21 protein-coding genes, 2 pseudogenes and 1 riboswitch are annotated in these 25,285 nt (G+C 38.2%); of the genes and pseudogenes, 14 read left to right on the top strand and 9 right to left on the bottom strand.

The features are described from left to right. Positions 1–222 precede the first annotated feature (222 nt). Positions 223–1,152 carry a copper amine oxidase N-terminal domain-containing protein gene (locus AC2TDL_RS03635; protein WP_484698849.1) on the top strand — a complete coding sequence of 310 codons (930 nt, stop codon included), beginning with the start codon at positions 223–225 and terminating at the stop codon, positions 1,150–1,152. Between the two features lie 46 nt (positions 1,153–1,198). Then, positions 1,199–8,263 carry a hypothetical protein gene (locus AC2TDL_RS03630; RefSeq protein ID WP_484698848.1) on the top strand — a complete coding sequence of 2,355 codons (7,065 nt, stop codon included), beginning with the start codon at positions 1,199–1,201 and terminating at the stop codon, positions 8,261–8,263. Positions 8,264–8,319: 56 nt separating this feature from the next. Here AC2TDL_RS03630 and AC2TDL_RS03625 read toward each other — a convergent pair whose 3' ends face one another. The 3 genes from AC2TDL_RS03625 to AC2TDL_RS03615 all read right to left on the bottom strand — a co-directional run bounded on the left by AC2TDL_RS03625 (position 8,320) and on the right by AC2TDL_RS03615 (position 10,485). Next, positions 8,320–8,634, bottom strand: coding sequence for a DMT family transporter (locus AC2TDL_RS03625; protein WP_484698847.1), 315 nt, complete (start codon positions 8,632–8,634; stop codon positions 8,320–8,322). Beyond that, positions 8,635–9,036 carry a DMT family transporter gene (locus AC2TDL_RS03620; protein ID WP_484698846.1) on the bottom strand — a complete coding sequence of 134 codons (402 nt, stop codon included), beginning with the start codon at positions 9,034–9,036 and terminating at the stop codon, positions 8,635–8,637. A 94-nt stretch (positions 9,037–9,130) separates the two neighbouring features. Next, positions 9,131–9,230: riboswitch (guanidine-I (ykkC/yxkD leader) on the bottom strand. A 91-nt stretch (positions 9,231–9,321) separates the two neighbouring features. After that, complete coding sequence (locus AC2TDL_RS03615) at positions 9,322–10,485, bottom strand: ROK family protein (RefSeq protein ID WP_484698845.1); 1,164 nt, start codon at positions 10,483–10,485, stop codon at positions 9,322–9,324. Positions 10,486–10,843: 358 nt separating this feature from the next. Between AC2TDL_RS03615 and xylA the strand changes: the two genes are divergently transcribed. The 3 genes from xylA to AC2TDL_RS03600 all read left to right on the top strand — a co-directional run bounded on the left by xylA (position 10,844) and on the right by AC2TDL_RS03600 (position 14,353). After that, complete coding sequence (gene xylA / locus AC2TDL_RS03610) at positions 10,844–12,157, top strand: xylose isomerase (RefSeq protein ID WP_484698844.1); 1,314 nt, start codon at positions 10,844–10,846, stop codon at positions 12,155–12,157. A gap of 125 nt (positions 12,158–12,282) precedes the next feature. Continuing rightward, positions 12,283–13,779 (top strand): xylulokinase, encoded by a 1,497-nt coding sequence (gene xylB, locus AC2TDL_RS03605; protein WP_484698843.1) that lies wholly within the window; start codon positions 12,283–12,285, stop codon positions 13,777–13,779. Between the two features lie 232 nt (positions 13,780–14,011). Next, positions 14,012–14,353, top strand: coding sequence for a hypothetical protein (locus AC2TDL_RS03600; protein ID WP_484698842.1), 342 nt, complete (start codon positions 14,012–14,014; stop codon positions 14,351–14,353). Between the two features lie 122 nt (positions 14,354–14,475). Here the strand turns inward: AC2TDL_RS03600 and AC2TDL_RS03595 are convergent. After that, a pseudogene (locus tag AC2TDL_RS03595) lies at positions 14,476–15,237 on the bottom strand (BaiN/RdsA family NAD(P)/FAD-dependent oxidoreductase); the annotation flags it as partial. Positions 15,238–15,385: 148 nt separating this feature from the next. On the opposite strand from AC2TDL_RS03595, the gene AC2TDL_RS03590 reads away from it, so the two are divergent. Then, entirely contained in the window at positions 15,386–15,739 is a 354-nt protein-coding gene (locus tag AC2TDL_RS03590) for a stalk domain-containing protein (RefSeq protein WP_484698841.1), read from the top strand. 144 nt (positions 15,740–15,883) lie between these two features. Here AC2TDL_RS03590 and AC2TDL_RS03585 read toward each other — a convergent pair whose 3' ends face one another. The 4 genes from AC2TDL_RS03585 to AC2TDL_RS03570 form a co-directional block, all read right to left on the bottom strand. After that, the gene (locus tag AC2TDL_RS03585; protein WP_484698839.1) at positions 15,884–16,576 is read right to left on the bottom strand and encodes a hypothetical protein; all 693 of its coding nucleotides are present in this window, start codon (positions 16,574–16,576) and stop codon (positions 15,884–15,886) included. A 27-nt stretch (positions 16,577–16,603) separates the two neighbouring features. Beyond that, entirely contained in the window at positions 16,604–17,020 is a 417-nt protein-coding gene (locus AC2TDL_RS03580; RefSeq protein WP_484698836.1) for a hypothetical protein, read from the bottom strand. A gap of 522 nt (positions 17,021–17,542) precedes the next feature. After that, positions 17,543–17,725, bottom strand: a complete 183-nt coding sequence (locus AC2TDL_RS03575; RefSeq protein ID WP_484698833.1) for a hypothetical protein — start codon at positions 17,723–17,725, stop codon at positions 17,543–17,545. A gap of 11 nt (positions 17,726–17,736) precedes the next feature. Further along, entirely contained in the window at positions 17,737–17,916 is a 180-nt protein-coding gene (locus AC2TDL_RS03570) for a hypothetical protein (RefSeq protein ID WP_484698831.1), read from the bottom strand. Positions 17,917–17,993: 77 nt separating this feature from the next. On the opposite strand from AC2TDL_RS03570, the gene AC2TDL_RS03565 reads away from it, so the two are divergent. The 4 genes from AC2TDL_RS03565 to AC2TDL_RS03550 all read left to right on the top strand — a co-directional run bounded on the left by AC2TDL_RS03565 (position 17,994) and on the right by AC2TDL_RS03550 (position 19,571). Further along, positions 17,994–18,227: a hypothetical protein gene (locus AC2TDL_RS03565; RefSeq protein WP_484698829.1), complete on the top strand. Its 234-nt coding sequence runs from the start codon at positions 17,994–17,996 to the stop codon at positions 18,225–18,227. A gap of 13 nt (positions 18,228–18,240) precedes the next feature. After that, entirely contained in the window at positions 18,241–18,579 is a 339-nt protein-coding gene (locus AC2TDL_RS03560) for a YolD-like family protein (RefSeq protein ID WP_484698828.1), read from the top strand. After that, positions 18,573–18,776, top strand: coding sequence for a hypothetical protein (locus tag AC2TDL_RS03555; protein WP_484698826.1), 204 nt, complete (start codon positions 18,573–18,575; stop codon positions 18,774–18,776). The genes AC2TDL_RS03560 and AC2TDL_RS03555 overlap by 7 nt, the downstream gene beginning before the upstream one ends. 552 nt (positions 18,777–19,328) lie before the next feature. Beyond that, positions 19,329–19,571: a hypothetical protein gene (locus AC2TDL_RS03550; protein ID WP_484698825.1), complete on the top strand. Its 243-nt coding sequence runs from the start codon at positions 19,329–19,331 to the stop codon at positions 19,569–19,571. A gap of 76 nt (positions 19,572–19,647) precedes the next feature. Here AC2TDL_RS03550 and AC2TDL_RS03545 read toward each other — a convergent pair. Continuing rightward, a pseudogene (locus AC2TDL_RS03545) lies at positions 19,648–20,109 on the bottom strand (FAD-dependent oxidoreductase); the annotation flags it as partial. 146 nt (positions 20,110–20,255) lie between these two features. Between AC2TDL_RS03545 and AC2TDL_RS03540 the strand changes: the two are divergent. From AC2TDL_RS03540 to acpS, 4 genes are all read left to right on the top strand, one after another. After that, entirely contained in the window at positions 20,256–20,690 is a 435-nt protein-coding gene (locus AC2TDL_RS03540; protein WP_484698823.1) for a BrxA/BrxB family bacilliredoxin, read from the top strand. 1 nt (position 20,691) lies between these two features. After that, positions 20,692–21,504 carry an ammonia-dependent NAD(+) synthetase gene (nadE, locus tag AC2TDL_RS03535; RefSeq protein ID WP_484701031.1) on the top strand — a complete coding sequence of 271 codons (813 nt, stop codon included), beginning with the start codon at positions 20,692–20,694 and terminating at the stop codon, positions 21,502–21,504. 148 nt (positions 21,505–21,652) lie between these two features. Next, positions 21,653–24,694: an EAL domain-containing protein gene (locus AC2TDL_RS03530; RefSeq protein ID WP_484698820.1), complete on the top strand. Its 3,042-nt coding sequence runs from the start codon at positions 21,653–21,655 to the stop codon at positions 24,692–24,694. Positions 24,695–24,698: 4 nt separating this feature from the next. Then, positions 24,699–25,106, top strand: coding sequence for a holo-ACP synthase (acpS, locus tag AC2TDL_RS03525; protein ID WP_484698817.1), 408 nt, complete (start codon positions 24,699–24,701; stop codon positions 25,104–25,106). Positions 25,107–25,285 lie beyond the last annotated feature (179 nt).

Genomic DNA, 25,285 nt, shown 5'->3' with positions numbered 1-25,285 from the left:
TAGTCCTTGCCTTCCAGAGCCTTGTAGCCTTACACGTTTATTGATAAACGTGTAAGGAACCGACAAGGCGATCAGTAACATGTGTACAAATGGGTGCGCAACAAACTATCTCGCTTTCATCAAATTAAATTAAAGGGGTTGATTCTTTGGGTCAAGAAAGTTCCTTTAGCAAACTGAAACAGAAGTAAACTATTAAATTTATAAATTAAGGAGTGTTTTATCATGAAAAAAAGTTTATCTATTGTATTATCTATCTTACTTACATTTACATTGGTAAGCAGTGTTTCTGCCGCAACAAGCAACAACGTACCAACATTTAAAGTGGATGGCAAGCTCTTTGTTACACCAAAAGGTGAGCCGCAGCCATATATCAATAAAGACAATCGGACAATGGGGTCGCTGCGTTTACTAGCGTCTGCATTGGGAGTGCCAAACAGCAATATTAAGTGGGATCAAGCAAAACAAACGGCTACGTTAAAGCGAGCAAATAATACTGTCTCTGTGACAGTTGGAAAGAAAGTGATTATCGTAAATGGCAAAAACGTTACGATGGACACCGTTGCAGAAATGAAGCAAGGACGTGTGTTTATTCCAGCACGCTTTATTGCTCAAGGGCTAGGTGTGAACATTAGCTTTGAAAGCAAGACGAATACAGTTAATTTCTTAACTGGCGCAGAAGTGGTGAATAATAATTTTGCGGATTATGGCTTGGAAAAAGTTAAGGATCTGCCCATATCTATAGCTGCTGGTGGATTAGAGGTTACGTATCATGAAGCATTTTTGTACAAAACTAGTTCTGCTGAAGCTAAAGCGTTGAATGAAAAATATGATTTTCACAATTTCAAAGATGGATCACACATTCTTTGGTTAAAAGTGACGATTACTAATAAAAGCTCTAAACGTATTGCGAAAGATTATAGAGATTTACAACTTAAAATTGGGGTTATGGACGATCTCAGTCAAAATTTAAGTTTTAGTGTTTCAGCAAATACAGATTATTTATATACATGGTCGTTGGAACCAAATGAATCTATTACAGGATATGTTGCATTTATGAAAATAAAGAAAAATCCAATTAACTTTATTGCATTAATAACAAATCATAAAGATGACAAAAATACTGTCATAATTTATGGGGAGGAACCATACTAAAATGCAAAGGATTTTTAAGGTTTTCTTAATTTTTTCATTGCTTTCTATGCTTATACCTAACTTTACAACGTTTGCAGACAATGGACTAGAGCCATATAAACAAATCTTAACAGCTACTCCTGAACAGGCTAGTATGGATAAAGCTACTTTTTATATTGATATCCCTGATGCTGCTAAAGAAGTTGTTTTGTCTAGTGTAGAGGTAGATACTAGTTTGAAAATTCTTAGTAAAGAAATTGTGATGAAAGATGGAAAACGAAAATTAAAGCTTGAAATTCAAGGAAAAAAAGTTGCTGGAAAATCAATAGAAGTAACAGGTTATAGCAGTGATATTAAAGAATTTTTTCAAGCTAATCCAGGGAATGCAGTTTGTCGTTATAGTGACGGCATTAAGTGGCAAATCAATACACGTACTGTACCAGACTTTGGTGTAAAACTTATAGATTACGTACATCCTAATCGCTCTGTTGATACTTCTATGACTACACCGACTAAGTTGCCTGTAGATATCATACGAGCTGTAATGACCTATTCAAGCCCAACACTAGATATTAATAAGACTTATTTCTTTGATGGAAAAACAAAAATTGATCGCAGTTTAATTAAACCAGATTCCCTAAGAGTTAAACAATCGTCTGTTCAGCCTGCTGAAACTTCCATTGATGGAAAAATTGTTTTTCCAAAAAACTATAATGAAAAAAAACCTACAATTGGTGTGCAATATCAGTTGAAAAGCGACTATCAAAAACTTATGAACCCAATAGATGCAAAAGATCCAAAATTTCTAACAGGACATGCAGCATGCTGGATGTACCCTGCCTATTATGCGTACACCATTACAGCAGATACTATACCGCTAGATACGTATGAATATAAAGGCACTGTTACTTATAGTTATGTTCCTTACGGTGTCCCAACACTTACAGGGCAATTAACAGCAGATCCAAACAGTGTGAAATTTGTAGGGAATGATATTGTAGTTAATCTTACGCTAGAAGGGGAAGTTCATAATATTGAGAAGCCTGAAGTCTTGGAGCAGTATTATTTATATGTCAGACTGCCAGATGGGACGATGATATCTCCCGTTGGCGATAAAGTAGCTGCAAATGGACAAACGACGGTTAAGAAAACCTATCAATATACTATTCCTAAGTCCAAATTGAGCAGTACAAGTATAAAGGATTTTACTCAGGAGTTTTTTGGGCGAGTCACAGCTACTTGTAAATCTAGTTCGTATTTTAACTGTAGTGAATTAGATAGTGGCTTACTAAAGGCTTCTACCTATGTCTATAAAGATCCAATTGGAACTCAAACACCACCTCCCTCCTCAGGACCTCAAAAACAACCCCCTGTTGCATTGATTGATGCGTTGCCAGAAGTGAAAAAAGGCGATTATATTTCTTTTAGCGGCGCTGAATCTTACGATCCAGACGGTTATATTGACTCCTATCGCTGGAAACTGCCTAATGCTGCTGAAGTAGACATTCCCCAAGATACTTACGATCCTTCATATAGTAGCGTCATTGCTATGTACGATAAGTTAGGTCCTCAAAAAGCATTGCTGTATGTTAAAGATAATGACGGTTTGCAAGGTGGAGAATATCATTCCTTTGTTGTAGTAGAGCCGACTGTCGAAGCAGCCATTAAACAATCTGGTACATTAAAAGAAAATCGTAAAGTTACCTTTACCGATATATCAGATTCCCCATATAAATATCCTATCGTAACATCAAAAACAAAATGGACAATTGAGCCTGTTAGCCAAGGAATCAGTTCATCGCAGATTAAATATAGTGGCAGCTTGAATGGTAAGAAAGAATTTGATGTGTTATTCAAACAAGCAGGAGATTACATTGTCACGTTAACAGTTGAAAATACGGCTGGCTATACGTCTACTACCCAAAGAATGTTTACGATTCAGCCTGATGATCCTCCAGTTGTAGATTTTGAATTCCAAGAAAAAATATATCGCGATCCGAATGATGGTAATGTGGCTACCTTTGAGTTGCGAGATAAATCGTACTCCATGGATGGCGACACTATTGTTAAACGTACCTGGTATGTTGCCTATGATGCCAATAACGATGGGGTATACGATGAACCCAAAGTGACCTTCAATACAGGTAATAATACAGAGGTTACGTATCGAGCCAATAAAGTTGGAAGGTATGCCTTTTTCTTGCAAGTACAAGAGGAATTTGGTCAGCCAACCATTGAACAATTTGTTACTGCTGCTGATCGCAGACTTACCCAATCCTGGGCAGGGGATAATAAGAAAGCAGATAATGTAGGGGAAGTATTAAACTATGCCCCGACTGTTAGTTTTGAGATGAAAGAGAAAAAGAAAGTCGATGTGATTGTTGACGTTGGTAACACATCCTACACAATAGATCAAATTAATAGCATGGTTAATCAGTACTTACGACCGAAGGTGCAAGAAGCAGGATTAGATTATAAGCTGCATGTTGAGAAATCTAGTGAAGGGATTAATACGCTATATTATTTTGCAGCACCATCCAATAAACCAGGTATTTATTCTCAGTTATATGCGTTTGACCTTGCAAGTAGGAGCAGTAAATTTATAAAAGACGTAGGTGTATCAATTGATAATCGATCAGGAAGAAGTCTCGTTTATCATCCAGAAACGGAACTCATATTCTCTACTTATATGTCAAGTAGTTCAGAGCCTTATCGAGTCATTTCTGTTCACCCAGGGGATTCTTTTGCAAATAATGGAGCGCTTACTAGATCGCTTGCCTTTAGTTCAGCTATTCTAACCGAAAGTGGACATATCTTGTTTGAAGCTCAATCAGTTAACTTTTCGACTACAGTAAATAATTTATATGCTGTAGATATTGCAGCTATCAACGCCCTTAAAAATACCAACACACCTATCTCGATTACGGGAAGAAAGTATAATGAGTCAGAGAAATTAGTCTTGCCATATGTTACTGTAGGGCCAAATAATAGCTTAATTTGGCGGTCTACGACTACGGGAGAAACTGCAAATCTCATCACGAATCCAATTGAGTTTTTCAGAGGGGAAACTAGAAATGCTATTCCATTAGGATATGTTAGTACATCCGATACCAATTCAAGTAGTAATATTAGATTTTATGGTTTTTCAAAAGAAACAAAAGAGCTTCTTTATATTAAGACCATCATGAGAGGAACATACAGCAATATCATCGATCATCAGAACGTAATGGTCTACAATATGGAAACGAATGAGCATCGTTTATTCGAAGAAGGCACAACAAGATTACCACAAATCTTATTTCTTGATGGTAAACAGTTAGTCTATAGATCATCAATTGATGGAGAAATTTATTATTACGAAGATTATACGGATGCAAATACGAAAGTTTTATTAAGAAATAAGGTTAATTTAGCAGGAGCAAGTGCATATGGTCGAAACCTTAATAATGTATTTCCAACTTCTTATGCTGGAGATTATTTGATATATGAGCAAACAAATGCCCATGCTTTACTTGTAAATCTCCAAACCAGTGAAATTATCAGCTTAGGGGTAGATCCTCAAATCGCTAAATATCCTGAATGGTACGTAGCTGAAAAACGCTATATTACTGATATTATCGAGGAAGTGCCTTATCGCTCAGATGCTGATAAATATTATATTCGCTTAGATAACTTTGATATTTCGCATCTAAACAATGCAAAACAACTTGCTTCTACGATTCAAACTTTTGCTAAGCAACAGATTACGTATATGAGTGTCAATACAAACCACGATAAAGCAACGAAAATTCAAACGGCTTTAAACCAACATTTGCTGCAATATGATAGTGGAAACATGGAATCCTCTTTAACACAAGCAGCTCAATTTATTGCGGAACGTAAAGAAGCCGATTTGCATGTGTTAGTGGCGCAAAATGGACAAGGAAATAGTGCCATTGAAAGTTCAGTCCAGCAGCTTGTGAAAGAGTTAAGAGGGCAAAATATTTTGGTTACACCACATTATTATTACGGCAATGCAAGCAGCAAACTGCAAGAGCTAATGAATAACATTCAGTGGAACGAGGAGAAAAACCAATATGTATTGTTCTTGCAAACGGCATCAATGAATGATTTGCTTGAAGAAGCTTATTTAGAGGGCGCATCGGAAACTTTAGCAACGTATTATGCTCACTACTTCCAAATTGGCAGCAGCAATAATCGCAGTATTGCCGAGCAGCTTATCGAGCTAAATGAAGGCAAAGGGAAATTCTATTCAGGGACAAGTTATAGTTCTTACTATAACGATATAAAGCAGACGATTATTGATACTGCCTTATTCAATCCTAAGCGAGTGAAAGACGTGCTAGTTTTGCAGCATGATCCAGTAACAAACGAATATAGCGCAGAGATTAGCGTGAATTTATTCTATGAAGATGCAGAAGGTGATCGTAAGCGAGCTGAACGCTTTAAAACAACGCATGATCCAACGGTATATGAAAATCATACAGGGGTAATGGCTGGAACAGGAGAATATGCAGACACGTTAACTACACGCTTTACAAAAGTTGGACTTTATGAAATGAGCATGCAAGCGCAGGATGAACCGCTGGCAGATGCTCGCTTTAGTAACTACTGGAAGTGGAGCAGAGATACGTTATCATTGCTAAGATTGTATGTTCATCGTGAACCAGTTGCCCAATTTAGTGCGATAGTACAGCCAAACCGAAGCGTGAAAATTACCGACTACTCTTACGACCTCGATCGTTATTCACGGCTAAATCATGGCATTATTGAATGGGAGTGGAAATGGAAGAAGCTAGACGATCTAAGCTGGACAGCAGGACAGCTAACAATGGCTGAGCAAAACATGGATTATCTAATCAGCTTACGTGTTAAGGATTTAGACGGAGCTTGGAGTAAAGAAACGATTCAATTGCTATCGACCAATCCAGATAATTTACCGCCAATTGCTCTATTTACGATTGAGCCAGGCAGTGTATCGCATCGTGCTAATGCGGTCATTACGGATCGCAGTTATGATCCGAACGGAGATAACATCATTAAGCGTGAATGGATAGTTATAAAAGATGGTCATACCATTTGGAATAGCCAAACACAGCCGACAAAACAAGTGCTGCAAAACCAAGCAACTGCAGCAGGACTTTCAAACCTAGGCTCATACCAAGTGCAGCTGCGTGTTACTGATGATCATGGTGCAGTATCGGAATGGCATACAGAATGGATGGAGGTTGTTAATTATCCGCCAAATGCGAATTTTGAAGATCTACCAGATTCTTATCGAGACAGCTCAATCAAAGTAGTAAATACTACTGTAGAGCCTGATCCAGATGGCGATCCTGTAAGCTATGCTTGGACATTACAACATAACGGAAAAAGCTATAATTTAGGCAATAGCAAGCATCCACAGTTTACCATTAAGCAATTTGGCTTAGGGAAATCGGCAATCGGCGAGTGGCAAGTTAAACTAGTAGCCAGCGATCCGTTAGGGGCACGCAGTACATTAACGAAAATATTTGAGGTTGTTAACCAAGCGCCAATTGCTAAAATTAGCAGTGCGCCAAAGTATGGTTATATTGATGAAAAATATAGTTTTACATCCGCAGATACCGATCCAGATAGTGAGGATATTAGTAGTCTGAAGTCATATTGGCGTATTATATCTCCAAGTGGAAAAATGACGACTTACTACACGAAAGACATTACCAATATTTCTTTCAATGAAAAAGGGGGCTATCGTGTAGAACATTGGGCTGAGGATCAGCTTGGAGCTGTCAGTGAAGTGGTAACAACAAGCTTTAATATTTTGAACAAGCTGCCAATAGCTGATTTTACACGTTCGCCAATTACGACTTATCGAGGCGTAGATATTCAATTTAAGAGCTTAGCAACAGATTATGACGGTTGGATTGAAACCTATCGGTTTGAGCTATTGCGTCCAGGAAGTTCGCCACTTACTTTAAGTACCGAGAAGGAGTTTACCCGTTCCTTTAGTTCGATTGGTACATTTGATATTAAACATACCGTTACGGATAATGACGGAGCATCGGCTTCTGTTACGAAGCAAATTCATATTGTGAATCGTGCGCCGCAAGCTACTGTTACGACACCAAGTGGCATCAGCTCAGCGACAGCGACCAAGTTTAATACATTAACACCGACTATTCGCTGGACAATGAATGATGCAGACGGCGATAGTCAAGTGCAATATCAATTGCAGCTAAAAGCAGAAAATGGAACGGTTCTTAAAACATCGCCAATTATAACAAGCTCTAATATGTTCTATACCTTGCCTAGTGGTTGGGTAAGTGAAGGGAATATTTATCGGATAACGGTAAGTGTTTATGATGGCTATGATTGGAGTAATTATGCTACTGACAAATACTTTTATATTGAACTCAATCAGCCGCCAGAGGCCGGATTTACGTATGCGCCAACGCTGCTCTATGAGGGCGATACTGTGAAAATTAATCACAATGTGAGTGACCCAGATAATGATACGTTAAGCGTTCGTTATGAAGTGACTACGCCAGCAGGCAGCAAAACGTACTATCCAAGCGCAGGCACATATTTTACTGTGACCAGCTCGCAATATAAAAATTTAGCATTTACGCTGTCATCTTTAAAACCTGGCATATATTCGATTAAACAAATCGTAACTGATAATAAAGCGGAAGCAGTAGAAGCTGTAAATCGTCTGCATGTTCAACCGCTAACGATTATTGGGCAAGTAAGCCATACTGAGCTATGGGAAAGCTATCGTCAAGCATACAATGCTGCATTGCCATCAAACAGCAGCAAACGTTGGGAGGTTTATCAGTTTTATAGCGGTGAACGTTTTATGCTGAATGCTGACACAGCGCTTTCGCAAACCGCTGTAGGCGATAGTAACACCTATACTGTGTCTGTAACAGCTACGCTTAGCACGACAGGAACGACAGTCAAATTAAGTTATGATGGGAACAATCGCTGGAGTGGCAGTATGTGGGAGGAGAGCTTTAACGATCTGCTTACTGGAAACCATACAATTCTGTTTCAAGCAACGTATTCTAACGGTGTTATTAAGTGGGACAAGGTAGAAATTGAGATTATAGGTAAAGCAGCATATATGGCGAAAGTTCAAAGGTGGAAATAAACTTTGCATGAGCAGAGAGCTCTACTATTAACACAGCTGCTCATGCAACATATGAATTAATCAACTAATTTCAAGCCGATTGCTGCAATTAACACCATTGCGATCCCCATTATTCTTAGGGCACTTTTATTTTCTTCAAACACGACAATGCTGACAATCGCTCCGCCAGAGGCGCCGATTCCAGTCCACACAGCGTAGGCAGTACTCATTGGTAAAGTCAGCATGCTATAGGAAAGAAGAATAAAGCTAGCTGAAAAAGCAGCTACTAATGCTAAAAAATTCGTTATATTACTTTTTTGCAAATAACGATTCATCATATATACACCTAATATTTCACAGCAGCCTGCAATGACTAAGCACAACCAATCCATTTAGCAGTCCTCCTTATTACTATTCTCGTGATGGTTCACTTGATGGGAATTAGTTGCAGCTTCTGCTGTAACGGCCGTTTGCTCTTTTTCATTTGATTGAAGTTTAAGAATGACAACTCCTGCAAGCAGCAGTGCAAGTAAGGCAAGCTTTACTGGTTTGACCTCTGCATGAAAAATAATCATTTCTGCTAAAACAGTTCCTGCTGTACCTAAACCGACAAAAACCGCATAAACTGTACCTACTGGGATAGTTTTACTTGCTGCAATCATGACATAAAAACTTACTAAAATGGCTATTATCGTGGCAAACCATTCCCATGGCGAATCAGCGTACTTCATACCAATTACCCAGCCAACCTCAAAGCAAGCTGCAATGATCACCATAGCCCATGCCTTATTCATTATTTTATCTCACTCCTTAATTTTATAGTGCTTTCATTTAGTCGATATACACGCAAAAAAGCCCGAGAGAAAACTGTACGTTAATACAGCAAGTTTCTCCCGGGCTTTTATCCCTCCGTGAAGCTGTTGATGCAACAGCCGCTTTCTCTCGGACCAGACCATTATTCCAATGCGGAACCCTAGAAAGCTACCATTGAAATTATATACGAATCGTTCAGGTTGTCAACTCTTTGCAGCAACAAGCTAATAAATTGTACTGTACTTATCTTATATCAGATAGCAATTTTACAGCGCCTTATACTGCTCAAAGAACGTATTAATAGCATAGTAAGCCGCGCCGCGAACAGCAGAATGCTCTTGCAATTGTGCAAATAAAATTTGAACTTCTTCTCTATGAAAGGACAATGCACGTTTTCGCACCGTTTCCTCTAATGATGGCAATATCCATTGTGCTGCCCGGCTCATTCGATTGCCGATCATGACACATTCTGGATTTAAGGTATTAATTATATTGGCAATACCTACTCCTAAAAAATAGCCGATTTGCTGGAACAGTTTTAATACGTCAGCATTGTTTTGCTCAGCAGCAGAAATTAAATCATCTAGTCTTTCATAGCCCAGCGCTTCAGCTTCTGCAAGCAGTGCTTTTTCTGAAGCATAAAGCTCCCAACAGCCTAAATTTCCGCAGGTGCATTCCTTACCATCAAACGCAATCGAAAGATGACCTAGCTCACCAGCGAAGCCTGATTTCCCTCGATACAATTCCTTGTCTAAAATCATGCCAGAGCCAATTCCATAGCCGACACTTAAATAAACAAGATTACGAATTCCTTGTCCTGCACCGTATTTCTGTTCTCCCAGTGCACCAGCATTTGCTTCGTTATCTATGAATATTGGCAGTTTGTAGCGCTCATACAGCATATTTTGCAGAGGCAACTCACGCCATTTCATATTCGGAGCAAATAAAATCGTACCTGTCTGATCAATAATTCCCGGAGCGCCAACACCAATACCAACAATGCCATATGTGCTAGGCGGTGCATGGGCAATTAATTGATCAATATTAGCGATTAATTTATCAAAGGCAATTGCTCGTTGTTGTTGACTTAATTGCTCGTAGCATTCGCTCACAATATTTCCGTTTAAATCTACTAAAACGCCGCGTAAATAGTTAACACCAAGATCGATGCCAATTGCATAGCCAGCCCTCTCATTAAACAGCAGCAGTACAGGTTTGCGACCGCCGCTTGATTCACCAGGTCCGATCTCAAGCACCAAATCATTTTCAATTAATTCATTTACGAGACTAGAAACAGTTGCTTTGTTTAAACCTGTAATTTCAGAAATTTGCGCACGAGATACAGGGGAATGCTTTTTGATATTGCTCAGTACAATATAAGAGTTCATCTTTTTTACTAGAGCAAGATCACCTGTTGATTTAGCTTTCAATGAAGTACCTCCGTCCAATGATATAGCGATTATTGGGATATTATATCATAAAATCAACTTAGTTTAACCAATAAATAAAGTTTGAGGTTCGTAAGAATAAGCGTCAGGAGACTATGGAGTGAATCAGGTTCTTTTTTGAACTCGTTTTTTCATAAAATTATTTTCGTGATTTTATCATAAGATGAGGAATTTGTATCAGAAAATTTTTTAAGACATACTTACTTTGTTTAATAGACAAACAAAGTTTGATGTGATATTCTGTTATCAATAACATACGAATAAAGCGATTTCAAAAATATAAGATCGCTGTCACATTCAATCCAATATTAATCATTCATTGTTAAGGAGGAGTTATTCAATGGCTTATTTTACTGATTTTTCAAAAATTGAATTTGAAGGTAAAGGTTCTACTAATCCTTATGCGTTTAAGCATTATAACCCAACTGAAGTGGTGCTTGGTAAAACGATGGAGGAGCATCTTCGCTTTGCAGTTGCTTACTGGCACACATTTAATGCAAATGGTACAGATCCATTTGGTTCAGGCACGATGATTCGCACTTGGGACAAATACGATGGTTTAGATCGTGCAAAAGCGCGTGTTGAAGCGAATTTTGAGTTTATGGAAAAATTAAATATTCCATTCTATTGCTTCCATGATGTTGATATTGCTCCAGAGGGTGCAACTTTGCAAGAGTTTTTCAAAAATCTTGATGTAATTGTATCCATGCTAAAAGATTATCAAAAATCAACAGGCAAAAAATTGCTTTGGAACACTGCAAATAACTTTACTAACCCTCGTTATGTACATGGTGCAGCGACTGCAGCAAACATTGATGCTTATGCTTATGCGGCAGCACAAGTGAAAAAAGGCTTGGAAATCGGTAAAGAGCTTGGTGCTTCAAACTATGTATTCTGGGGCGGTCGTGAAGGCTATGAGTCTCTAATCAATACAGATATGAAATTTGAATTAGACAATTTAGCACGCTTCTATCATATGGCTGTTGATTATGCAAATGAAATTGGCTTTGATGCACAATTCCTAATCGAGCCTAAACCAAAAGAGCCAACAAGTCATCAATATGATTTTGATGCTGCTACAACAATTGCCTTCTTAAAAACTTACGGTCTAGATAAACATTTCAAATTAAATCTTGAAGCAAACCATGCAACGCTTGCTGGTCATACTTTTGAGCATGAAATTCGTGTTGCTGCGATTAACGGTATGCTTGGCTCACTTGATGCTAACCAAGGCAATATGCTGCTTGGCTGGGATACTGATGAATTCCCAACAGACCTGTATGCAACTACGCTTACAATGTATGAAGTGCTTAAAGCAGGCGGTCTAGGTCGCGGCGGTGTTAACTTTGACGCTAAAGTTCGTCGTTCTTCCTTTGAAATGAATGATTTGGCACTAGGTCATATTGCCGGTATGGATAGCTATGCTTGGGGTCTAAAAGCTGCAGCAAAATTAATCGAAGAAAAAGTGTTCGACAGCTTTATTGAAGATAAATATGCTACCTTCAAAGAAGGCTTAGGTGCTGATGTGGTAGCTGGTAAAGCAACGCTTAAAGATCTAGAGGCTTACGCTCTAACAAATCCAGTTGTACGTAATAAATCTGGACGCATCGAAAACCTTCGTGTACGCTTAAATGAAGTTATTTTCAGCGTATAACATAGCTATATATCGTTCGTAAAACGTTTATGCAGCTCGTCCTTGTGGCGAGCTGTCTTTGGATAGAAAGAATGATTTATTTTGAAGCTGAATAGAAGCAGATAAAAAGGTTAGGAGGAAAGAACATGAGCTATGTAATTGGTGTCGATTTAGGTACAAGTGCTGTAAAAACATTGTTAATGGATCGCAGTGGCACAATTGTCGCAGAAGCTACTCGAAGCTACCCTTTATATCATGACCATCCTGGCTGGAGTGAGCAGCGACCAGAGGACTGGGTTACGGCGACTGTTGAAGCATTAAAAGAGGTAGCTTCAGCTGCAGGTGTTGAAGCTGCGTCAATTGAAGGAATTAGTTTTTCAGGACAGATGCACGGCTTAGTTCTCCTAAATGAGAAAGGGGAAGTTGTGCGACCTGCTATTTTATGGAATGATACTCGCACAACGGAGCAATGCCGTGAAATCGAAAGAGTACTTGGTGATACGTTGTTAACGGTAACTCGTAATCCAGCGCTAGAAGGCTTTACTTTGCCAAAAATTCTTTGGGTTCGCCAATACGAGAAAGTGCTGTTTGAGCAGGCTTCAATTTTTTTGCTGCCTAAAGACTATGTACGTTATCGCCTTACAGGAAAGCTACATATGGACTATTCTGATGCGGCAGGTACATTGATGCTTGATGTTGCAGGCAAGAAGTGGAGTCCAGAAGTGCTAGCTGCTTTCGGATTATCTGAAAGCTTCTGTCCTCCTTTAGTAGAATCGCATGAGCTTGTCGGCACAATTTTACCAGAAATTGCTCAGGCGACAGGGTTGTCAACTGCAACGAAGGTGTTCGCTGGCGGTGCAGATAATGCGTGCGGCGCAATTGGGGCAGGTATTTTGTCTGAGGGGTTAACATTAAGCAGTATCGGTACTTCTGGCGTTATTTTATCTTATGAAAATGATAAGTCTAAGGACTTTGGCGGCAAGGTGCATTTCTTTAATCATGGTAAACAGGATGCCTTCTATGCGATGGGGGTTACGCTTGCAGCAGGTTATTCGCTTAGCTGGTTCAAGAAGACCTTTGCCGCTAATGAATCGTATGATGAGCTGCTGGCAGGAGTAGATCAAGTAAAGCCTGGCTCTAATGGATTGATATTTACGCCATATCTTGTAGGTGAGCGTACACCGCATCCAGATTCAAACATTCGTGCAAGCTTTATTGGTGTTGACGGTACGCATGAGCGAATTCATTTTGCACGTGCGGTTATGGAAGGAATTACGTTTAGCTTAAATGAATCAGTAGCTATGTTCCGTCAGGCTGGAAAAAAAGTTGAAAAGATCGTGTCCATTGGCGGCGGCGCGAAAAATCCGACTTGGCTGCAAATGCAGGCAGATATTTTTAATGCTAACGTTGTTTCATTGGAAAATGAGCAAGGTCCTGGCTTAGGGGCTGCGATGCTAGCTGCCTATGGCTGTGGTTGGTTTGATAGTTTAGAGGCTTGTGCAGAGCAATTTGTAAAGCATGCGGATAGTTATGAGCCAAATCCACAGGCAGTTGAGGTATATGCTTCATTATTTAAAGTGTATCAGCAGGTTTACCATCAGACAAAAGAGTTAAACGAGCAGCTTAAAGCGTTTCGTGGTTAACATTGAAGTTCACCATAAAAATAACTAAAGAATAGATAAGAGAACATGTTTGAGAGATAAAGTGAAAGATGTATAGACAGCTCCTTAATATACATATACTAAGCTGGTAAAGCGTAGCAGTATGCAATGATTATCATTGATGTTATGTAAGAATTTTAAGCATCTCATCTGATAATAGCTGCAAGCTGTGAGCATCGACCAACTTAGTATTAACGTATAAGGAGCTGTTTTTATGAGTGATCAAGTAGCGCTCGTATTTGAATTTAATAATAAGCAAGATGCCGACCAAGCATTTTCTCTTTTACAGGAATTAGGCTACGATCCTGCGATGCATTCGCCAACATCGTTACACATCCATGTCGTTAATGAGGATCTAACATCAGCCTTAGAAATTGTCCAGCTTCATGGCGGAAGGATGGTAGAACAAGCGCCTTTAAAAGAAGAATTGCTTGCCAATTCGGCATATAGCTTAGACTCCATTACGATTCCTGCTCATATCGTCAATGAGGATTGGGTAGCCAATGAAGAGCTGCCTGGAATCGGCGATGTATCTTCTTTTACAGCTAGAGATTAACTGAACAAGCCACTAACTGCTGCTTTATGGCAATCTTACAGAAACAGCAGAAGCAGTGGCTTGTTGTCTTATTAGCTTTCATATTGTAAATGTAAGCTTTCATTTCAATAAAGCTTTTCAAATTAATCTTCAAATTGCAGGCTCTCGGCAGCATCTTTACCAGCGTTATAGCCTGTTGTAAATGCAGCAGTTATATTGTAGCCGCCTGTGTAGCCGTGAATATCAAGAATTTCTCCACAGAAGTACAAGCCTCGCATAAGTTTAGATTCCATCGTTTTTGGATTAATTTCCTTCAAATTAACTCCGCCGCCAGTAACAAATGCTTCCTCAATCGATTGCGAGCCGTGAATACGAATTGGAAATGCTTTAATAAGTTTGGCAAGCTCAAGCCACCGATCCTTTGGAATATGATCAAAGGTAAGATCCTCAGACAAATTCGCTTTGCGCATTAAAAGCGGAATCATACGCTCAGGCAAATAGCTTTTTAATACATTGCGAACGAGTTTTTTAGGCTCTTGCTGGCAAAGTAAATAAGATTCATCGTAAACTTCCTGTACAGTTGAATCAGGTCTTAAATCAGTAGTTAACGTGATTGGAGTGCCTGTGCTCTTTTTCAATTCCTTTACAACAAATTGGCTACAGCGCAAAACGATTGGTCCTGATATGCCGAAATGCGTAAAGATCATATCGCCGCGATGGGTTATTAATTTTTTCCCTTTTAAACTCCAAACGCTAAGCTCAACATCGCGCAGTGAAAGTCCTTGTAGCTCTTTGTCGGCAATGAAATGCTCGCGCGAAATAAGCGGCACTTCGGTTGGAAAAAGCTCAACGATTGTATGACCAGCTTTCTCTGCCCAAGGGTAGCCATCACCCGTTGAACCCGTATCGCACCGAGATACCACACTTGGAGAGTACTCACAAGCTCTCTCCAATGCTATAGACTTAATTGCTAAGTTGTTACATGAGCGAGGGTGGGGAGTAGACCGGCTAAGACGCCATTATGATTGGAGTGGCAAGAACTGCCCTAGACTAATGAATATCGACAGCAAATGGACAGGTTGGTATCAGTTTGTGCAGCGTGTTTCTGAAGCTCTCAAAGCCTATGATCAAAAGAAAGTTACTGTAGAGGTAAATGGCAAGCAACTCGATGATCCTGGTATACTCATGAACAACTTAACTTATGTGCCGCTGCGTGTAATTGGTAGAGCTCTTGGTGCCGTAATTGGCTGGGATCAGGTCAACAAAGAAGCTAGCATCGATGGGGTTGTCATTGACGGTATTGTGATCAGTGGTACGACTTACGTTCCTCTTAGGCTTCTAGGAGATACGATCAGTGCTAAAGTGTCATGGAATCAATCCACTTATACAGCGTCATTGCTTAAATAGATACAGTTAAGCCCCTCTGCCTAAGTGGTGGAGGGGCTTTGTGTCTGCTGAAATAAAACTATAAACCAATAAGAACATTAGTGAAATATAGTCTACTATAATATTTTACATTCATTTAAGTGGAATAAGTAAATGTAAAAAAAATTATGCCGCTATAGCCCTTAAAAAATATGCCCATGCAACGTACTCATCTCCTGGAATTGGCGTGAACACTAGGGCTACTACAATCAGTCCAATTGCTAATGTTTTTATTAACGGTATTGAATCAGCCCAATCTTGAGCCTCAGGATTATAAATTTTTACCCTCTCTTGAACTTTTGCATTTCCCATCACACCTTCTTTGACATCTTTAGGAAGATCGTCAAATTTATCTACTGAATTATTCTTTTGGTCACAAGGTTGAAAGTTGTCCAATCTCATACAATATACATGGGTCTGTTTTTGATAAATATGGATATGATACGGTTCTTTAGTTGATGTATTGGCCGAATCAATTCTGAAACAATAATTTTTGTTAATATCAACTGTACAGTTTTTTGGGTTAACATTTGATGCCATAATTGTAATGTTACCGTTAGGTGTCTCGGTCTGTGATTGATTTATCGATTCATATTTTTCTTTCTCCGTCAATTCAAGATAAAGTTCATACTGCTTTTTTGTGATAGTTTTACCAGTAAGCATTTCTTTCAATTCATCGGGCAGTCTATCCAGAACTTCGGTAGGTATTTGAATCTCATTCGACTCACTTGCTTGTACATTTAATTGCGGAATCCAAAGAGTAAATACAAGAGCAACAATCAATGTTAAACTAATAATTTTTTTTATATAACCCTCCATAAACTATCTAAAAATATGCATTCTTTATTAATCTTGCGAAAATGTGAAAAACTTTCTTAAGGGTATCTTATCAATATCTTGGTAGCCTATTGAGTTCAGTAATTGATTCAATGCAGCATCATAATCATTTACTTTCTCAAATCTAACGGTAACGTTACAATGTGCTAATGCAACATGTTCTGAGAAACGTTCAGCGACTTGATAATATAAACTTTGTTCAGATTCATCTAAATCAGCTGAAAAAAATACATATGAAGTAATGTGATTTTTTCTTGGGTCATTATCAATACCATCATTTAGCCATGGGAAATCTTCAACAGTACTGGGACGATGCTCGTCCACAAGAATAATGCGTATATCCTTATTCCGGTACTTAATATCCCATGCTTCCAAGTCTCTTAATCGAATAACCCTTTTGAATCCTGAAAGAAAATCAATATCCAAATAAACACCTCTTTCATAATTTAATTAGATCATGGATAGTGCACCATAAAAAATGGATGTAAAACCATGATATTACAAAACAACTTTAATATATTTAGGTTTAATTGTAAATAGTTTACAATAATTTAGCTTCATAGTAGTTTGAAGTTTTTTCTTGAATTACTCCAAAAGTGATTATAAAATACAATATAAGTAATTTTATTTAAGTGAAGTTGATGATACGCATTAAAAATAAACCTATCAAAATTTTCTTCAAAGGTATTGCAGAGATTGAAAAAATGGTAGGTCCCAATCCAATGTTGTGAAGCTTATTAATAGAAGACAATTAATTGAGATGATACTTGCTGTAAATCCTCCTAAAAATGCAACTGCTACAAATAAAAAAATGATATGATTTCAATTTCTACAACTGCTAAGTGGACATGGAAAGAAAAGTCATGAAATTCAAATTAGATAGTTAAAACTTACTAAATAAATACACAAAACCCCTCCGCCTTTATGGTGGAGGGGCCTTTCTCGTTTTCAATCAGAAAGAGCCCAGGCAACAACACATACAGCCACAATAAATATGAGATAAACCATAATTGGAATTTGACCGAATAAACTTCCGCCGTCTAAGTCAGATATAATTTGAGCTAACATCAAAATGATAGCACACCCAAAAAGCGTAATAAGAAACATTATCGCGATTAAAATCTTCTTCATCAACATTCCTCCTACAAATCATTATCCAGTTTCACGAGAGTAACATTCCCCTGTACAGGTTCCTTCCCAGTTCTCCATGATAGTATAAAAATATCGCCTTTTTCGTTCACTGCAAATGCTTTAGTGATGTTTCCCTCAATAACTGAATATCCTTTTATTTCAAACTCCGCACCATATAATTTAATTATCAACGTAAACACCCTCCTTGAAATAGAACAAATGTTCGTATATAATAAACCTCATATAAATCAAATGAGGTGAGACGTTTATGCAGAATTATATCGGCAAGATCGTCCAATTAATCTATATCGATAGCAAGCGTGAAGTAAGTATTCGCAATGTAAGAGTCATTGCAATGGGTGAAGAAAAATTCATGGCTTATTGCTACACAAAAAATAGCGTAAGGACTTTTAATCGTGCTGGTGTTGTATACATGGAAGAGCTTAGCCCAGGACTGCTAGGCATGTTTAAGCAAGTTAATCGTTATAAGCAATCAGTTTGATGGAAGTTAAGGTATGGCAAGCAAGCTAAGTGGAAATGGAATGTGGGAAGGTAGTCGAATGATGCTGCCGGAACATGTTAGGGCATTAAATGAATTTGATCTTGAGAAACAACGCAAACAACGTGTAGAGTTAGATGAACAAGAGCTTGAGCAGATCAACAGAGCATTGCAACAGTCAATGAGGTTTAATGTACCACTTTCTATACGGATGTATGATCCCTTTGAGACGTTGAGAATAGTAGGCGTTGTAGAAAACGTTAGTCGTCTACACGAACAATTCAAAGTTGATGGTGAGTGGTTTAACATCGATGAAATTGAAGCGGTGGAGTTGGAGGACTTAGAACCATGCTAGACGATACTACACGTAAAATATACCGTATAATCGGTAATAAGTACAAGTACGAATGGTTCGTGCTTGATGTCGCCCTCATTGCTCGTTATTCTATGCGGACTGAGCAACAGGTCAAAGATTCGATCAATTGGCTTGTTAAAGAAGGTTATCTTAAGTGGGATAAAAAAGACAACTTATTCATGGTGCCGTTTAAGTAGGCTGTTACTGTAAAGGTAGCAGCTTTTTATCATGTCCAAAAATCATCACTGTAAACCTGTTTTCCTGAAAGTTTTCGAGCAGCTTCGGCTAAAGACTGTTTAGTGATTGTATTTGGCTAATGGTTTTTAATTTGAATTCATTAAAATTGCTGTAAAAAATTTCAAAATCAATTTTCGACAAGTTGTGACATGCGTTATGTTGGGGGTGTGATAAAATTCTTATCATAAAGAACTATTTGTTCCTGATTAGTTGTGGCGACACTAGGCCGCTCTTTACTCGGAGATCTCGAATACATATAGCTGATCGAATGTAATGTCTAATATAGACTCAGCTAGAAATATGTCCTCTGGATGCATGGGGCGTTCATTCGTGCAAAAGTAGGAAATCATTCTAGCGGATCTATTAGCTTTAACGGCGTATTCAGCTTGGGTTAAACCCCTTTTTGTAATCCATTCTCCGAGCCTACAACTCACTCGGATTACCTTCAAATAGTTCTCACCTCTTATATGCGATAAGAAGATTATACCAGTAATATGAAGGAGGGAGATAGAGTGTTTGACCATGAAATTTTATTTGGTACTGAAATTGAATTTGTAAAACTGAGTTATTGGATTGAAGCTATCCTATTAGGTATGAACATTACTTATGAAAAGGTTGTGAGCGTTAAGGTTCCTAATAATGCCTATCATGCTTATTTCGATTCACTATTATCGAAGTGGGTATTAAAAAAGGGGGACGCCCCCAATTGCGCCCCCAAAATGCCCCCAAATATGAATTCGGTTATGTTTTATTGAATTCGTTGATTTTGGAAAAGCCCATAAAAATCAAGGTTCAAACTCATCTAAACTTCTGTAAAACGGTTAAGCACCCGTATTTCTCGCCAGTTTGCAGCTCGACCCCTTTTACAGCACCATTTTCGTACAATACATCAGCAACAGGGCTATTTACGCGAATTTGAACCCCTAATGCTTTTACTTTGCCGACAAGTGCATCAACGACAGATTTTGCTTTATTGGAAACAGGAAACATTCGTCCATTATCCTCTTCCTTCAATGCAATGCCCAGTGATTCAAAGAAAGCAATAATATCATAATTGCTGAATGTAGATAATGCGCTATATAAAAACTTGCCGTTACCGGGGATGTTTTTAATTAGATCATCAATTTCTTTATTATTCGTTACATTGCAACGGCCGCCGCCTGAAATACCAAGCTTGCGTCCAAGGCGATCTCCTTTATCAATTAATAAGACGTTTGCTCCATGCTGACCGGCAGCTACTGCCGCCATCAGACCGGCTGAGCCAGCGCCAATAATTACGATGTCGTAGTTCATATTCTTTACCTCATGATTTAGTCTTCTCTAAGAATAGTAGCATATTTGCTTGTAATTATTAAGTAAATTACAATAGTGATGTGTTGCGTTGTTTTACAAATGAACGGTATAATTAAGTACGATCGAATTTTAAAGGAGTGTTATTGATGTCAATGTCATTTGAAAGATATATGTTTGATATGATTCAGCCAATGCGTGATGAATTGACAAGCATCGGTATTAAAGAGTTACGTACACCAGAGGAAGTTGAAGAACATCTTCCCAATGCGAAAGGTACTGCGCTTGTTGTAGTTAACTCTGTGTGTGGCTGTGCTGCTGGAAATGCTCGCCCAGGCGTCGCGATTGCTTTGGAACATGAAGTAGTGCCGGATCATTTATTTACTGTATTTGCTGGACAGGATAAAGAGGCTACAGCGAAAGCTCGTGAATATTTTGCACCATATCCGCCGTCTTCTCCTTCAATTGCGTTAATGAAGGACGGAGAACTTGTATACTTTATGGAGCGTCATAGCATTGAAAATCGTACAGCTTCTGAAATTGCTGCCGAATTAATCAATGTGTTTGACAAGTTTTGTAAATAATATGACAACATTACAACAACAAATTATCGAGCGATTAGGTGTACAGCCTAGCATTGATCCTGCAGCAGAAATTCGTAAGCGTGTTGATTTCTTAAAAAAATATGTTCTTGACGCTAGAAGCAATGGGCTATTAATTGCGATCAGTGGTGGCGTTGACAGCGCTGTGGCTACTGGTCTATGTAAGTTGGCAACAGATGAACTTACTAAAGAGACAGGCAGGCCATATATGACGCTGGGCGTATTCCAGCCATATGGGGAGCAGTCCGATATTGCTGATAGCTATGCAGTTGCAAAAGCATTTAACCTTGAGCATACAGTTGAGACAAATATTGAGGAAGCAGTTGATGAGATTGCGCTTGAAACCGAGCATGCATTAAAATCAATCGGGCGTCCGCAACATCTTAGCCGTGGCGGTAAAGGAAATGTAAAAGCACGTACACGCATGGTTGTACAGTATGCTTTGGCATTCGAATTAAATCTACTTGTTGTCGGTACTGATCATGCCTCTGAAGCTATTACAGGCTTTTATACGAAGTGGGGAGATGGCGCTGTAGATATTACTCCGTTAAGCACTCTTAATAAACGACAAGTAAAATTGATAGGTAAAGAACTCGGTGTACCTGAATCTGTATTGACTAAAGCTCCTACTGCAGGTTTGTGGGAAGGTCAAACAGATGAAAATGAGCTAGGAATTTCTTATGATCACAATAGCGATTATTTGGAGGGGAAAGAAATTCCAGCCGATGTTCGTGAAAAATTAGAACGTCAATACTTGAAAACTGAACATAAACGTTCACCTATACCAGGTATTTAAACTTAAAGACCTATCGTAATTACAGTTACGATAGGTTTTTGTCGTGTTATGAGTAAATTAGCATTTCGTATATAATAGTGTGTTTAATTATGCTATAATTTCATCAAATATAGTCAGAATATTATGGGGTGAAAGAGGAGGAAATAGCATGGAGCGTCAGCTTACTATCGGCGTTTTAACTCCTTTTCTAGGCGGAAATTATTATACAGAAATCATACAAAGCATTCATAAGCTATCTAATCAATTTAACGTTAACCTCATTATTATTCGTACTGGCGGAAAATTATACGATGTTCCTATCGCTATGAACATCGTTGATGGCTGGGTCGTAATTAGTCATGCCGTAGAGGATCATTTTTTAAAACAGCTTGAAGATTATTATCATAAACCAGTTGTTGCTGTTTCAAAAGATCTGCGTAAGCTAAATATGAAAGGCAGTATGGTCACTGTCGATAACGAAAAGGCTGCGTATGAAGCTGTTCAGCATCTTTATGAGCATGGACATCGCCAAATTGGCTTTATTGGTTCGTTAACAATAGAAGATATGTATGCACGTTATAAAGGCTATATAGCAGCAATGCACGATTTAGGTCTTTCTGTGCAACCAAGCTTTGTTTACAACAAAAGAGATATGTCGGCATTAGGCGGAAAACAGATTGCTGAGCAAATTATTGATCAATGTTTTCCAATTACTGCTGCTTTGACCTGTAACGATATGTGTGCTTTCGGTATTATACAAAAGCTAATAGAAAACGGCTACGAGGTTCCACAACATTTAGCTTTGATCGGCTTTGATAATTCCTGTACTGCTCGTCATTCGCTTGTTCCCATCACAAGCATTGAGCAAAATTTAGAACAATTATTAAAGATAGCAATTGAACGTTTATTGGATAGAATCAATGGTGAACCATCCTTTACATTAGATGTATTGCCTTGCAATTTAGTTATCCGCCAATCATGCGGCTGTGGCGTAGAAGTCAGTGAAGCTGAGCGGGAGCAAATCGATGCAGTTGAATATGCAAATCATATCAATGCATTGCGTACGGAATATAGCAGTAATTCTGAATTTAATCGTTATATATTAAATTACCAATTTAAACATGTGCGAGATTTAGCTCATCTTCTTGAAAATTATTTTAATTGGGGCGCATTGATGCAGCAGCAAGGCTATAATTCCAAGAAAGAGCCAAGACTAGCTGTGATCGAGTATTTTAATTTTACAACGGGCATGAATTTAATGAATGAGCTTATTGTAGAGCAATACGAGGCATTGCAAGATAATCCTCCTATCATAGCCTCAAAAAACGATTCGGGGCACAATGAGGTTGTGTATGTTATTCCGTATCGCTTTAAGCAGAATAATTGGAGCTTGCTTGCATTTGGTACCTCATTCAAGAAAACGTTGACGCGAAGCTCAGAGTATATGCGCATTGTTCATTTGTTTGATATTATATCGAATACATTTGATCGTTTTGCCTTGCTGAATGAAGTAGGTCAGCTTAAGAAAGAGCAGCAAGAGCTTAAGGAACGCCAAGAGGTCCATAACCGTTTGACGGAGGATATATTATTCGAGCTAGATTTTGAAAAGCGAAAAATTTGGTTTAATCGCAAAATTAAACTCGTTCAAGTTAATGATTCGCCGTTGTTAGGATTAGAGCAAATTATTCATGCAGACGACATTCCACAGCTTCGTAAGCATTTTTATGAGCACTATCGAGAAAATAAACCATTTTATACAGAGCTACGTGTTAAAGATGTTGGCGATACTTATTTTTTAGCTAATGTAAGTGCTGAAAGTACGCGCGATCATATGGGCAATATACATAAGCTGATAGGAACAGTACGAAATGTTTCGCAAAATCTTGCTGCCATTGATAAAGGAAAATCGAACGATATTGTAAATCGACGAAGCTTTTATGATGCGATTCAATCAGTTATTCAAAATGGTGCGAAACAATTTGCACTATGTGTGTTGGATATCGATAACTTTAAGCTAATCAACGACCTGTATGGGCATCATGTTGGTGATGAGCTTATTGATCGGCTGACGCAGGTGCTATTAAGCAATATAAAAAATCAGGATCATATATCTCGCTTTGGCGGTGATGAGTTTGTAATATTGTTTCATTATGAATCTATTGAAGAGGTAGATCAGTTTGTATCTCATCTTGCCTCTGAAATTAACAAGCAATCCAATCAAATCAATGATGATATTAACTTATCAGTAAGTATCGGAATTAGCTTGTATCCAAACGATGGCAATGAATATGATGAGCTATTGAAAAAAGCTGATTTAGCGTTATATCAAGTGAAGCATAATGGAAAGAATAACTATATGAAGTTTGAGCCCACAATGGTTAACTTTCAAAATAACAAACGTAAAATGGAGAAAATTTTACGAGATGCACTAATAAATGAGCGATTTATGCTGCTTTATCAGCCACAGGTATATGCTAATACAAAGCGTTTTTATGGCGTTGAGGTGCTGCTTCGCTTGCGCATGGAAAACGGAACAATTCTAACACCAGACAAATTTATTCCGACTGCAGAGTCAGTTGGACTTATTGTACCGATTGGTGAATGGGTTCTCCGAGCTGCCTGCGAGCAAGGGATAAAGTGGATTAATCAAGGCTTAGAACCTATAAAAATTTCAATTAATATATCAGGAATACAGTTAAAATCGATTCAATTTCTTTCAAGCGTAAAAAATATTTTAGAGGAAACAGGAATGAATCCTGCATATTTAACGTTTGAAATAACTGAATCTACGATTATCGATCAGTCCTACTCTGTATTAAATACAATTGAAGAAATACGAAAGCTAGGAATATCAGTAGCAATTGATGATTTTGGTATAAGTTATTCTTCATTATCCGTATTAAAAAACTTCCCAATAGAAATTTTGAAAATAGATAAAAGTTTTGTGAGGGAAATGGTTACAGATGATAAAGGATATAAAATTGTAAATGCGATAATAAATATTGCTAAAAGTCTTGATCTGCGTATTGTGGCAGAGGGAGTAGAAGATAATACCCAATTAGAATTGCTGGATGAGTTGGGCTGTCAATTTATCCAAGGTTATTATATTAGTAAGCCTATTAGCGAGCAAGAGCTTACTTCTTTTATTCCACGACGTCTGCTGCTCGAACATAGTGGCTATGTTAAAGATGCTCAAGCAAGGAAGGACTAGTGAGATGATACTCGGAATTGGTCATGATCTGACCTCGATTGAACGTATTGAGAAAATTTTAAATAGCAAGGCTGGTACGAAATTTCTTCAGAGAATTTTAACACCGCTTGAAATGGAAGCTGCAAATGGAGCAGCAAAGCCGCGGCTAGCAGAATATGTAGCGGGAAGGTTTGCTGCCAAGGAAGCTGTTAGTAAAGCTTTCGGTTGTGGGATTGGCGGATTGCTTAGTTTTCAAGACATTGAAATAAATAAGCAACCATCAGGAAAGCCTATCTGTAAAGTAAGTCAAGCAGCGCTTGAACGTCTTGGGATGATTGAGCAAGAGCTTGCTATTCATCTATCTATAACGCATGAACGTCAGCTAGCATCTGCTTATGTAATTGTAGAAGAGATAAGCAGCAATTTTCATTAATCCTTATTGCTAAAAAATAAAGCCTTAGTTCTGGATTTTCTAGGACTAAGGCTTTTCTATTTTATAAATCATAGATTTAACAAGTCTATTTTTGTCTGCTGCTTTTGCCTAATCTATAAAATAAATAACATAATCCAATGATAAGCGCGATTAGGATTACTGATACAATTATTAATTCT

Source organism: Paenibacillus sp. plas6 (assembly GCF_057221655.1).
The sequence above is the reverse complement of the archived record's forward strand: the minus strand, read 5'-3'. Positions and strand labels throughout refer to the sequence as shown.